10 protein-coding genes are annotated in these 12,304 nt (G+C 54.1%); 3 read left to right on the forward strand and 7 right to left on the reverse strand.

The window, feature by feature from the left end; translation table 11 throughout:
* Positions 1 to 7: 7 nt before the first annotated feature.
* The gene (locus L6D75_RS01920; protein WP_176511253.1) at positions 8 to 2,176 is read left to right on the forward strand and encodes a KAP family P-loop NTPase fold protein; all 2,169 of its coding nucleotides are present in this window, start codon (positions 8 to 10) and stop codon (positions 2,174 to 2,176) included.
* 152 nt (positions 2,177 to 2,328) lie between these two features.
* Here the strand turns inward: L6D75_RS01920 and L6D75_RS01925 are convergent, their stop codons facing one another.
* The 3 genes from L6D75_RS01925 to L6D75_RS01935 form a co-directional block, all read right to left on the reverse strand.
* Positions 2,329 to 4,311, reverse strand: coding sequence for an ATP-binding protein (locus tag L6D75_RS01925; protein WP_176511254.1), 1,983 nt, complete (start codon positions 4,309 to 4,311; stop codon positions 2,329 to 2,331).
* A gap of 117 nt (positions 4,312 to 4,428) precedes the next feature.
* Positions 4,429 to 5,259, reverse strand: a complete 831-nt coding sequence (locus L6D75_RS01930) for a hypothetical protein (protein WP_176511255.1) — start codon at positions 5,257 to 5,259, stop codon at positions 4,429 to 4,431.
* Between the two features lie 241 nt (positions 5,260 to 5,500).
* Entirely contained in the window at positions 5,501 to 6,487 is a 987-nt protein-coding gene (locus L6D75_RS01935) for a DNA-binding protein (RefSeq protein WP_176511256.1), read from the reverse strand.
* Between the two features lie 205 nt (positions 6,488 to 6,692).
* Between L6D75_RS01935 and L6D75_RS01940 the strand changes: the two genes are divergently transcribed.
* The gene (locus L6D75_RS01940) at positions 6,693 to 7,634 is read left to right on the forward strand and encodes a tyrosine-type recombinase/integrase (RefSeq protein ID WP_176511257.1); all 942 of its coding nucleotides are present in this window, start codon (positions 6,693 to 6,695) and stop codon (positions 7,632 to 7,634) included.
* Between the two features lie 247 nt (positions 7,635 to 7,881).
* On the opposite strand, the gene L6D75_RS01945 is transcribed toward L6D75_RS01940, so the two are convergent.
* From L6D75_RS01945 to L6D75_RS01960, 4 genes are all read right to left on the reverse strand, one after another.
* The gene (locus tag L6D75_RS01945; protein ID WP_236193371.1) at positions 7,882 to 9,096 is read right to left on the reverse strand and encodes a HEPN-associated N-terminal domain-containing protein; all 1,215 of its coding nucleotides are present in this window, start codon (positions 9,094 to 9,096) and stop codon (positions 7,882 to 7,884) included.
* A gap of 117 nt (positions 9,097 to 9,213) precedes the next feature.
* Positions 9,214 to 9,894 carry a UbiA prenyltransferase family protein gene (locus L6D75_RS01950; RefSeq protein ID WP_236193372.1) on the reverse strand — a complete coding sequence of 227 codons (681 nt, stop codon included), beginning with the start codon at positions 9,892 to 9,894 and terminating at the stop codon, positions 9,214 to 9,216.
* On the reverse strand, positions 9,881 to 10,840 hold the full coding sequence (locus L6D75_RS01955) for an MvdC/MvdD family ATP grasp protein (RefSeq protein WP_176511259.1): 960 nt from the start codon (positions 10,838 to 10,840) through the stop codon (positions 9,881 to 9,883). Before L6D75_RS01955 ends, L6D75_RS01950 begins: the two co-directional genes overlap by 14 nt.
* A complete protein-coding gene (locus tag L6D75_RS01960) occupies positions 10,825 to 11,250 on the reverse strand; it encodes a hypothetical protein (protein ID WP_236193373.1) in 426 nt (141 codons plus the stop codon). The genes L6D75_RS01955 and L6D75_RS01960 overlap by 16 nt, the downstream gene beginning before the upstream one ends.
* Positions 11,251 to 11,563: 313 nt before the next feature.
* Here L6D75_RS01960 and L6D75_RS01965 point away from each other — a divergent pair, with 313 nt between their 5' ends.
* A complete protein-coding gene (locus L6D75_RS01965; RefSeq protein WP_176511260.1) occupies positions 11,564 to 12,259 on the forward strand; it encodes a DUF4145 domain-containing protein in 696 nt (231 codons plus the stop codon).
* Positions 12,260 to 12,304 lie beyond the last annotated feature (45 nt).

The following is a 12,304-nucleotide window of genomic DNA, read 5'->3' on the forward strand; positions in this document are numbered from 1 at the left end:
AGCAAATATGGGCAAGCAGCTCGCAGCATTAGCCTCGCATGTTGAGGGAATTGATTTCGACACCCCTCTCCTACCCGAATCTGCTATCGACACCGATCAGCTATCCCGAGTCGGGTTTGCTGAAATCGCTACTTCCTCGCTTCGTAAAGTGCCTTCAACGTCGGGCTTCGTGCTGTCAATCGAAGGCCCATGGGGAAGCGGAAAAAGCTCAGTTCTCGCGATGATTCAGGCCCTGCTCAACCGTGAGGACAAGAAGCGCCAGCCAGTGATTGTGCATTTCAACCCCTGGCTGGTTGGCGACAAGGCTGCTCTGCTTCGCCAGTTCCTAGCTAGCATCGCTAAGGCCGTTAAATTGAGCGATCACAGCAAGGATGGCCGGAAGGTAGCCAAAGAGCTTAAGGCATATTCAAAGGTTTTTGATGTCCTCAAACTGATACCAGGTGTCGAGCCATGGGCATCTTTGATCAAATCGGTGATGGATGCTGCGGGCGATGCAAGTGAAGCCATTGCAGAGTACAAGGCGCCTGACCTTGAGGAGCAAAAGGAGCGGGTCGAGGCTGCGCTCAGGAGCTTTGATCGCCCTGTCATAGTTTTCATCGATGATGTCGACCGCCTTTTCCCTGCTGAAGTATTTGAGATGATTAGAATCATCAAAGCAGTCGGGGGATTGCCAAGGGTCGGATATGTCGTGGCTTGGGATTCCGCGTATGTTACTGCAGCCCTCTCAAGCGTCAAGGTTCCTCAATCGAGCTCGTACCTGGACAAGATCGTTCAAGTCAGGATGCCACTGCCAAACCTATCCTTGAGCGCCCGGGCAAAACTGTTTGACTCGGCTGTCGGGAGCCTTGATCCGAAGGCGATCCAAACGTACTTCGAGGGGCAAACCAAGCGGCTGGGGTTCCTGTATCAGCTAGGGTTACGCGACTTGTTGGAGCAACCCCGTGATCTTGCCCGGGTATTCAATGCGGTGAGAATGATTGAGCCCCTTTTACGGGGTGAGATTGTCTTTGCTGACATCCTTGGGCTAGCAGCATTATCAGTGAAAGCCCCGAAGGTGTATGAGCTGTTGAGGACTAAGCCACAGCTCTTCGTGGGGCGCCTGCCAAGTGAGGTTGGGCCTGGTGACTCTACAAAGCTTATCGCTGACGGCTCACCTGAACGGACAAATGCTTATGCGCACGGACGCGCTGACGCAATTCGTAAAGTCGTTCATTTCCTGTTTCCCGAGGTGGCAGCGGCAGAGGAAGGCTTCTCAATGGGCGACGGTAAGTACACTGATGGGGTGATTTCAGATCCTTCACGGCTACTCATCGCGCTGCAGTTGGGCATAACAGATGGGGATGTGAGCATCAAGACGGCTCGACAGTATCTAGAAAATCCCGCCCAGCGGGAGCACATAGTTGCAGCTCTCACTCCTGACGTTTGCCATGAGTTTATGGACATGCTCGGCCAAATCGGTTCCTCTTTGCCGAGCGATCAACTCGAAGATATTTCAAGCGTTTGTGTATCGCTCGCTCGGCTTGTTGATTCTTCCGTTTTTGTAAAGCGTGGAAGACACCGTGATGGTGCTTTCGGAATGAGCCCTGACGACCTCGCCTTGCGACAGATTAAGCTGCTTACAGCTTCCTCTGACTCCATGAGCGCTTCAGTAATCTACAGCCAAGTAGCCATTGACCCATACGCACTGAGCTGCGCAGCCGAGTTGCTTCGAGTGAGCTACGTACCGAATCAAAGGAGGTACGACAGCGATCTTTTGCTTGAGCAAGACAACAAGGACGCTGTCATAAAAGCCTTTGCTCAAAACGTGTTGAATGCGACAGAGGAGAAGCGTCTTTTTGAGGCCAACCTTCCAAGTCGCGTTCTCTGGACACTTGCGCGCCTTGATTCTCAAGCATGCAGGAAAATCTTCCGTATCGTGGAGCCGTCCGAAGAGTCTCTTGATCAGTTCGCTCTCCACTTCCTACGTAACAGTTGGGATTCGAGCAACGGCCAGGCCTACGCCTTGCCAAGTGATGAGGGAGTGACCAAAGCATTTTGCCCACTGAAGACCTTGCGCCAGCATGCTTCCAAGCGACTCGCAGATCAAACACTGGCCTATCCAGCGCGCGCAGCATGGCAATCGGTGCTAGACGACAAACCTCTATATGGCGTGGACGGTACCGACGCAAGCAGATGATTAACCGCCTTTCTTCGAGGTTTCCTGGAGTCTCTTCGCAACCGTTGATTTGCCGTCAAGCCACGGCATCTGTGCGTGCGAGCCGATGCGTCGGCCTAAGTCGATTCACCGCCTTAAGCCTCAAGCTGCCCCGCTAATGCCTCTGCTGCTTGTCAAACAGCTTCCTTGATCGTCTCATCCGTTGCTTTGGCGGAACTGGATGCGACCAGGTCGAGATTGCCCTGCTCCTGAGTCGCCAGTACCTTGGCCAGCAGCGTGTCTGTAGAAAGCTTGCCGTACCTGTCTTCCAAGGTTTTCCGTAAGCGCATTAGGCGAAGGTTGGCAGTACTCACCAACGCGCCATAAGTGGTGGCCCTTACTTGACCGTAGTTACGAGACTCATCACCCACTGTTTTGGAGGTACTCACCCCGGCAGCGATCGACTGGCCAACTACCCAAGCAGTGATGAATGGAGAGCCGTTGACGTAGCCCGACGCGGCGATGTCCTGAACATACCCATCGGCCTGGTTGACTTCCTTTCGATTGAGTTTGAAGCCCCCTTTTTTGAGCTCGATAAGCAGGATGTTCTGCATCTGGGCGACTGTTGCGTCCTGGGGATCGAACTGTTCAATACCCACCAGTTGGGCAGTAGATCGATCTGGCAGTACCACAATGTCAGGCCGTTTTCGTTCGTTGATGAACGAGGCGTCGCCATCCCCCCAGAGCTGCTTCGCCACGCTTTTCAAGGTCATGTTCGAGCAGTACTCCATCGACTCAAACTCTGGCCCGAACAACCAGCGAGATCGCAGAATGAGCGGATGCAGTGTGTGGAGTTCATCCGTCTCAGGATCCTCAGCAAGCCTAGTGATAGCTTCAATAACACTCAGCCGGCCATCAATTTCGTCGAGCACGCGTAGTGCGTCTTTGACTGACCAGTCCGCTAGGAGCGAGTCCAAACCCTCGATGTCCGTCGCAGGCAGGTTGGCCAACTTTTGAAGCAAGGATGCCCCGCTCTTGGATCTCTCCAGGTTGATCACGGCTTTCACCGCTGTAGCCAGGAACTCCGGAGAGACCATTGGATGGGCCTGCGCTATAGCTTTCGTGAACTCTGTGACTTCGAGTTGAGCGCCATGCCCCAGCGATTTGAGCTCTGATCGGTTTTGTACCAGGGCATCCTCTGAGGTGGCTTCAACAACCTCGGCCGCCAGCTCATCCGCCACCTTGCCAATGCATTCTGCAGCAGCCTTATACAGTTCCTCGACAGCAGGTGTTGACTGAAACCCTGTCCAGTCCTGAATCACATGCCCTTCAAAGCCTTGGGTGTCTACGATGACCTTGTAGCGCTTGGCGAACCGTGTGCGTCCATCGAAGTTTGCGACCTGGCCGATAACCCAGGAAGGATTGCCTACGAGTCGGTGCTCCACCCAAAACGCTACGCCTTGGTGGATAGAAGAATGGTTCTGTTGCGTGGAGTCAATGACGATGACTTTTGCGGTGCGCCCATCACTCAGATCCAGCTTGTGGGTGCGAGCATGCTGCTCAAGTTTTGCCAGGGTCAAAGGGGTGCCATTGACTCGAATCTGAAATCCTGGGTCATGGATGAAACGTGCAGCAAGAACCGTGATGATCTCTTTCACGTCCGGCAACTTGCGGGTTACCGACACGGATAGCCGCGTCCCCGAACCTTCTCGTTCAGCGAACTCCTCCGAGCGCACCACGAAAGGACTTGGGCCGGACTCAGTACCCACGATGAAGGTACTGAGCTTGCCGTCGCGCCAGGTTTCTACCTGGTACTGATCTCCGAAGCACAGAAGACCGTGCCGACCAACACCATTGCGGCCGTACGCTTTCCTGAATTTGGCGTTTTTGCCCTTTGGGAATTCAACCTTGAAGCTCTGATGCTTGAGGCGATTGTACCGTAGCGTCATCCAGCGCTTGCTGAATTGCTGAGCTGACATACCGTGGCCGTCATCAACCACTGTCAGGGTGCCACCCGGCTCAGTGGGTAAAATCAAGTCCACCTTGCTCGCGCCAGCATCCCACGCATTTGCTACAAGCTCTGTGAGAGCCACCTGCGGCACATGCGCGACGGGGCCCAGCTCACGGAGAAGATAATCCTCCTCAAACAGTGAGAGGTGCCGGTTTTGATCGGTCATCGATTCCCTCCATGGATAGGTGCTCACTGGCCAATTGCCAGATCGGAGCAAATTTTAGCAATCCTACCTGAATGGGTTAATTTGCTGAATCCGAACGGTTTCCGTTTTGATGCAAACTCACCCGTCCTGTGGCTCGCTCTCTTTCTTGTTGCTATTCCAGCGGAAGCTGAGTCTGTCATCTACGTTCATGACCCAGAGCCCTGACCAGATTGCCAGCCAGAATTGCGCCGTCACAAAGAATGGCATGGCCATTAGCTGACCAAAGGCTTGCAATGCAGGGCGGATGCTGACTTTCCGTTTTAGGTGAGCAGAGGGTGAGTAAACCCGGTACTCAGGTAGGCCGAATCTGAAGCGCCAGTAAAGTGCGATTTCGCTTTTGGCAAATTTGATCGCATTGCAATTCCACCGTTTTCCCCAACGGAATCTCCACTCATCGTTCAGGAGCCAGCTCTGGGTCATATAGGACTGTACGGAATCCTGAGCAGGTAACACAGTACCCGTTGATTGCTGGATCACACACTGTCGCAACTGAATCTCCTCGACCGAAAATGCAATGCCGTACTCCTCACCGCCCACGAATGCCTGAACGGGGATATTTGTGAGGTTCCAGACAATGGGACGTTGGTCTACGTCGCATACCGATACTTTTTCCTGATAGCGAATGCCTGCGCCGATCGCCTCAAAATACAAGTCAACGTTAGCAAGGCTCTCCCCAGTAGAGCGGAGTGCTAGACGGGAGATCCGTGGTTCCGGATCTGCAAGCATCGCAAGGCGTACTGAGTACTCCAAATGTTTTCCCAAAGGTTCCCACCGTGCGCCCAGGCGGTGGCGTATAGCCCATTTTTTATGGGACGCGGCATAGGTTTTGTACAGCAAAGCCTTGGTAACTCGCTGCCATATCCAGCCTGCAGCCTTTGCGACGAAATTAAACGGAACTGGGATATCCAAGCACAACTCCTGACGTCATTGCACAACCAAACGGTATGGATGCGGATCTTCGAGTAGCTGCGCAGTAGTCACCCGTGACAAACCGCCTGAGCTTGGCACCACAGTAAGCTATGGAAAGCCGCTGATCGAGAGTCATAGCTGGCATAGTATTAAGCTCAGAGAGACTCAAATGCCCGACGAGTGTCTGGAGTACATTTGTACCCCACAATATGTTGAACGCTGCATGAGTCATGCTGACGTTTCAATGGCCGTTGGATTCGATTGATTGGCGTAGGGTTTGTAGTTCCGATTCAGCTTTTGCGAGCTGCGCATGCAATTGAGCTTCCCTCTGCTGTGCTGCGGTGGCATCGGAGCGGGCTTCGCTACCCTCTTTGGTCTTGACTTCGAGCTGGTGCGCCAGCAGCTCCTTGGCACCTTCCGCGCGAGCAGTAGCAGCATTAGCGATGCCTAAGTCGCCCCTCAGATGTTCGATAGCATCGTGATGCTGATGAGCCTCCTTGGCATGCTGGCGGTTTTCGGCAATCAAGCGTTCGTTGTCGCGGATCATACGGGTGGCTTCTTCCTGCTTAACCATCAGCGTCTGCTGGAGGACGGTCACCTCCTGCTGCATCTGGTAGATCTGAGACTCATGGCGGTTTAGATCTTGGTCGCGCTGCTCTTTAACCGCGACGCGGTAATGCTCAAGGGCTTCCCTAGCATGAGCGTGCTTCTCCTCTAGGGATTGAATCTGCGCGTCCTTCTCCTGCACACGAACCTCAAGATCGCTGCAGCTTTGGCTGATCCGGGCGTTGCGGGTGATCTCGGTTTGAAGACTGGATTGGACGGTTCTCAGCTCTTCGTCCTGACTTTGCAGGGCTGATTGCAGTTTGGTGATCTCCATTTGAGCCTGTTCTAGGTGGCCCTGAAGTGTACTGCCTTCGGCCTTCATAGCTTTGCGTTCGAGTTCAAATTCCGCGCGCTCATGCGCGAGAGCCTCGTTCCCCTCCTCCAATAACCGCTCGAGCATCTTGCCAACCAATTCAGTGAGCTCATCGCTTAGACGCGAAGGTGAAGCCGATGGACGGGGATCATGTGACTCAATCTCCTTTAAATAGCGCTGAATTGTCGTCTTTGAGCCTGTATTTCCAAGCTCAATACGAATGGCGTCGATGCTAGGGTTTTGTCCTCTAGACAGCAGCGCCTCGCGAGCTTTGCGCACCAGTGCCAGGTTAATGCCGCCTCTAGCCATTTCAACTCCTACGATTTCGTACTGTTTTACGTTACATGTAATTACATAGCATCTTATCATAATTAGAATGAAGAATATTATGAAATTCTGGCAAGACATAATCGAGGTTTATGGCTTGTCAGGCTTGTGAGCGGGGGTAAAATGGCCAGTAAGTCGGTACAAATGGCAAAAGAGAGGCACCGATGGCTCAAAACGGGGAAAAGACGTGGTTGATGTGGTTAACAAGGCAGATAAGTACTTGGAGGCGAGCGTTCGAGAGAACACGTCGAAGAGCTATGCAGCCGCCCTCTCCCACTTCGAAGTGACCTGGGGCGGTTTCCTCCCCACCACGACTGAGTCAGTCGTGCGATACATCGCCGAGTACGCTGATCAGCTTGCGCTCAGCACGCTTAAGCAGCGATTGGCTGCGCTCGCCAACTGGCATCAAAGCAACGGCTTCCCGGATCCGACCAAGGCCCCCAAAGTTAGGCAGTTGCTTAAAGGCATCCGAGCACTGCATCCGGTACAGCAGAAGCAAGCCGCCCCTCTCCCTCTACTGCAGCTCGAGAAAGCAGTGACTCACCTTGAAGACCTGGTTGCTCAGGCGAGAGCCGCCGGCGACATGGCTGCCCTGCTGAAAGCGACACGGGATATTGCATTGCTCACAATTGGTTTTTGGCGGGGCTTCCGTGGAGATGAGCTGTCCAGGCTGACGGTCGAAAACACTCATGCCGAACGCTATGTAGGTATCAGGTTCTACCTGGGATCCAGTAAAGGAGATCGTCAGAACGTTGGGCGCGAGTACAGGACGCCATCGCTGAGCAAGCTTTGCCCCGTAGAGGCGTATATGAACTGGATTGAGGTCGCCGGCATAACCGGTGGGGCTGTGTTCCGCGGAATCGATCGCTGGGGAAATATCAGTGATCGTCCGATCGCCGCACATAGCTTGATCCCTCTCCTCCGCGGCACCTTGGAGCGCTGCGGCTTGCCATCTCAAATCTATAGCGCCCACTCGATCCGGCGAGGGTTTGCCACGTGGGCAGCAAGCTCAGGCTGGGACATCAAGACGCTCATGGAATACGTGGGGTGGAGTGACATGAAGTCAGCACTGCGCTACGTGGAGCCCGCACAACAATTCGGTGGACTCATTAGAAAGCTGGAGCGATGAGGTGGCTGGATCTGGCGGGCAGCCCGCCTCCATTCGGCTTGGCTGCACCGCGTGCCATTTCAGCGGCAGGGACGAGACAGCCTGATTGCTAGCACCTCGCCGCTGAGCGTCTGATTAACCTTATGCACAATGAGGCTTCGGTTCCATGAATGCAGGTACCAGTTAGAGATGGACTAGGTTGCCTGCATGCACTCTGCCCCAAGCCGCTGAACACACGCCCTGAAAAAACCAGGGCGTGTACAGATGGTCAGAAAATCTTATCGTCATCATGGGCCGCGTCGAAGCCAGACAGATCAACGTCGAATGCTTTGTCGAGCCGCAAAAGCGTTCGATCATTAGGCGCATCCCCAGCGTCGATACACCCTGTCGCATCAGCAAAAATAACGATCGCCTTGTCCCCAGTCTTTGAGCTCGGGTAGATGATGCCGTCAATTTGATGATCATCGTCGGTGCGGTAAACGTGCCGGAAATACTCAGTCACGACTTGGGTCGGAACATAATCCGCGTGGGCACGATCGCTTCGCTCGATCGGCTTGGTGAAATCCTCGACGAAGTCTCGCATGAAGCTGAAGTATGGCCTGAGTGTTTGCAGTTCAGGATCGAAAAGGCTAGGCACAAAAAAAGTTCGGGATAGGTCAACGATCCGGAGATCTCTGATAGGCGAAAATTCGCCGGTCGCTGCCTTCTTTAGGGCTCCACCAGCAGGATCGTAGGTTTCACGAATAGCTGTGTCTTGATCGAACGCACCGTAGAACATGGGTATACCGACGGGGCTCATCCGGTTCGGCATAGTCGCGTGCGCCGCTGGTGGCGGCCCAAGTTCACTAGATCGGATGAGTTGAGTTTCAGGATCGACGATGCGAACGCGAAAGATCGGCTGGCCCGCGGGCACTGTTCCAATCAGGTCGAGCTTTTTGGCCACGCTCCCCAGCGTTTCAAGAATGTCGACCGGGTTCATCTCATCGTGCTGGTCAGCCGCATACGAGGTGTTCACAGCTTTGTAAAACACAAATCGTGCCGTGCGAATGATGAAATTACTAAAGCTCTGCCAACCGTAAACCAGAGTTCGATCTATAGGTAATGAATAGGGGTCTCTCTCGCACCATGCCACATCGTATATGGATCCAGCGAGAGTATTGAACACCTCTTCCGAGCATTCGGGGCCAAAGTTGTAGAGAAGCTCCCAGGTGCCGTAAACCCGCCCCTGCCATCCTCCTTCCCGGGTTTCGTAGGCAAGCCCCTCGTTTGCAGCGTCGCCCCACTCTAATGAGAGGCTAGTGACAACGTGCTCGATCACATCATTCATGTCAGCGACGCGTCGGTTTTCATCGCAATAGCTGCAAGCTCCTCGCACCGATCTTTTCCTGATGAAGTCTTTGAGACCGTCATCTTCGATGCAGCGTAAGCATACGAACGTGTCCTCGACTCGTGAGAAACCCCGCTCCATGTCCTCTTCCATCATTCTCTTGACTCCGCCCATACCAAGGCCTCCCCATGCTCAACAAAATACAGGATCAAAAATTTTCGGGACATTGGGGTGACATAGCACCTTTAGCGACCAACCATTAGGGTCATGCCGTCACGAATAGCACATGGTCAAGGGAGCCGGGGCAGGAGTACCCATCAGCTTTGTGATTTCCTCGACGCCCCAGGCACCGACCGGCCACATCACTTGGAGCACTAGGAGAATCGTGAAGGTCAAGAAGGCCCGAAGCAGGTACTCATGGGTCATTTTGATGCCGGTCACCTTTTCGTTGACCAGCGAGTAGTTAAGGAGAACGGCGCGGGCAAGCTGTTTGGCTAAGCTCGCTTTAGGCGCCCCTTCCTTCCAGGTATTAGCTAGCTCACCTGGGCCTAACTGAGCGAACCCGGCGACTTTCAGCGTGCTAAACGCCCAAGCTCCTGCACGTAGCAGGAAGGCCACTGCGAATCCGAAAAGGACGAGGCCAATGCAGCCTAGCCACTTGCTCGACTTGTCACTCCACAGCGTGGGCAATAGCGAGGCTAAGACGGGTATGAGTGCCGTGATTGCCGCCAGGTAAATACCCGCCTTAGCGTCAGCACCCTTGCGGCGGTCAACCTCTGCATCGAAAAGACGCCGTGACTCGTCCAGCACCACGTCGCTGTCTGTCGTCCAATCACCCTCTCGAACAGATGCAGCAATCCCCTCCTTCCATTCCGCATCCTCGGCCTGCTGAGCAGGTGATAATGTGTTGAGGGTCGGCCACACCCAATGGAGCCAGCCCTTAAACTGGAGCAATTGCGTTCCCCGTCAACTCGTCTACGATCGCTGCTGCAATAGGGTAACCCGTTAGATTCTCAATCCAGGCCCACTGCCCGTTCGGGTTGATCTCCAAGAACCACAATTTGCCTGACCGATCGCAAACCATATCGATTGCGCCGTAACGAAGGCCTAGGCGCTGTACGAGCTTCACGCACTGACGTTGAACACGTCGCTCAAGAACAATCTTCTCGTGGCGAAGATCAGGACGACTACCCTTGCGCCAGTCTGTGCTCGTTTCCTCGTTATCTTGCGACCAGATCGCCGTCGCAAAAACCTGCTCGCCTACGACAGTCACTCGGACATCGTATTGTTTCAAGATCTCTGATTGCACAATGAATGGTGTCAGTCTGATCGCTTCCGCTTGATCATCCTCAATCTCAGCGAGTCGAGAGGTGAAGATGACGCGCTCCGCCTCGCCTGCTAACACCGCTTGGCGAAGAGGCTTACCAATCACCTGGCCGAGGGCAGAGATTGCCCTGGCACATGAGATGTCGTTCGTTATAAATGCCTGAGGTACGTGGAAGCCAAGCTCCTGGGCGAGAACGAGCTGCATCGGCTTGTCCTCAGCCATGAAGATCTTGATAGGTGAGTTCAGCCACCGGCCTTCCAAGCGGGAGTAAAGGCTTTTGAGGAAGCTACTCCACTCCGCTTCGATGTAGGCCCGCTCTCCAGGATCCGTTACCGTGTCCGGTACGACTGGAGCTCCCGGCCTGCGGAAATAAGCTCCTGTTATCTGCGGCCCACGGACAACTTCCCCGTCCAGCGAAATAGACCAGGCGTCCCGGGGAAAGCCGCCCATAGAACACAACGCTTGGGGCAATTGCTCGGTATTTAGTCGGACAAAAGGCTGGCCACGTCGATGGAGCTCAGCAACCACGTAATCCATCGTGATGTCACGACGATTTGTCACCAACAGCAACATGACGTGCGTCCAGATAAGTCCGAATAGTAACGAGCGTCTAGCCCGAAGGTAGGATCACCATTGTCGTCCCGCTCCAGCTCGACATTGGTCTTGGTGATCAGCTCAAGGATGTGGTTGGTATTGCATCGATCATCGCGCTCAGTGGTCGCATCGGTTTTGGTCACGAGCTGCAGCATGTGGTTGCAGGAGTCGAATCGATGCAGGTGGCCTGAGTCAGCCGATTGACCTCGATAAGGACTGGGATCGTCCTCATCGCTTTCGACTCTCTGGTAGGTTTTGGTCAACAGCTCCATCTGCCAGGACGCCTCGTCATCTTGCTCGGCGTTAACCTTGGTTTTGGTCATCAGCTCGTTCAGTGCCCCATCGGCGATAATCGGGACTTCACCATCCGGAGCCTCAACGGCCCACATCTGGAGCTCACGAGAATAGAAGCCAGGGATACTGTCCTCTCCTGTCCTAGGCGTCGCAAACCTAGATAGAAAGGGCGACGATTTTTGCTGAGCTCCCACGCTGGCGCCTCCTATGCCGGCAAGTCGCTTAGGGCGACAACGCTCCCGACAATACCATTTCGCCAGCATCACGGTAAATGACGGCTGTTGGCGCGGAGAACCCAAGAGCAAAGTTCAGTCAGGTAGTGTCGTTAGGTTCTGTCTACGCCTATGAACCTAGCCCTCCGGCGGGTGTCGGGGTATGTTTTGCGCGATCCCTTAGGAACTCGTCACGATGATGACTTCGACCAAATACACCTTGCACGCTGCTGACGGCCATGAACTCGAGCTGCCTTGCGGTAAATGTTGCGCGAAGACCTTCCATCGTGTGGTCTGCTCAGCCGGTTTTGAATCCTCTCGTGAAGACCGGCACAATTACCATGAGTGGTGGGCCGACTATCAAATAGTCCAGTGCCAAGGATGCAAGACCTTTTCGTTTCGCATGGCATCTGGCAACTCAGAAGACCAGGATTATGATGACGAAGGTCAGCTGCACCTTTTCGTCACTGAAACTCTTTTCCCACCTCGCATGGAAGGGGTAGGCAAGTTAGGGCTTGACCTCTGGTGGCTGCCCCCACCCCTCAAAGCCATTTATGACGAATCACTAAAAGCTCTCTCTGGTGGTCTGCCCGTTCTAGCCGCTGTCGGGATGCGCGCACTCCTGGAAGGCGTGTGCAAGGAGAAACAGGCCAAAGGGAAAGATCTTTACCATCAGATTGAAGACCTGGCATTCCGAGGAATTCTGAATCCTCAGAACGCGAAGATCCTGCACAAGGTTAGAGCGCTGGGAAACGAGGCTGCACATGAGTTAACGGCACAGAAGGCTTCACAGCTTAGCTTGGCCATGAACATTCTTGAGCACTTGCTTAGAGACGTTTACATCAACCCGAAGCTGTACGAGCAGCAGTTCCCCACCACGCCTACGCCGTGACCTCTGCCTCAACGCTCCGTCAGATTTAAGCTTGGTGAGACGATC

Source organism: Pseudomonas faucium (assembly GCF_021602585.1).
GTDB lineage: Bacteria > Pseudomonadota > Gammaproteobacteria > Pseudomonadales > Pseudomonadaceae > Aquipseudomonas > Aquipseudomonas faucium.

What these genes read in the sequence shown, in the direction of transcription:
- L6D75_RS01920 (WP_176511253.1), top strand. Translation starts at nt 8, where the DNA reads ATGGGCAAGCAGCTCGCAGCATTAGCCTCGCATGTTGAGGGAATTGAT.
- L6D75_RS01925 (WP_176511254.1), bottom strand. Translation starts at nt 4,311, where the DNA reads ATGACCGATCAAAACCGGCACCTCTCACTGTTTGAGGAGGATTATCTT.
- L6D75_RS01935 (WP_176511256.1), bottom strand. Translation starts at nt 6,487, where the DNA reads ATGGCTAGAGGCGGCATTAACCTGGCACTGGTGCGCAAAGCTCGCGAG.
- L6D75_RS01945 (WP_236193371.1), bottom strand. Translation starts at nt 9,096, where the DNA reads ATGATGGAAGAGGACATGGAGCGGGGTTTCTCACGAGTCGAGGACACG.
- L6D75_RS01955 (WP_176511259.1), bottom strand. Translation starts at nt 10,840, where the DNA reads ATGTTGCTGTTGGTGACAAATCGTCGTGACATCACGATGGATTACGTG.
- L6D75_RS01960 (WP_236193373.1), bottom strand. Translation starts at nt 11,250, where the DNA reads ATGTGGGCCGTTGAGGCTCCGGATGGTGAAGTCCCGATTATCGCCGAT.
- L6D75_RS01965 (WP_176511260.1), top strand. Translation starts at nt 11,564, where the DNA reads ATGATGACTTCGACCAAATACACCTTGCACGCTGCTGACGGCCATGAA.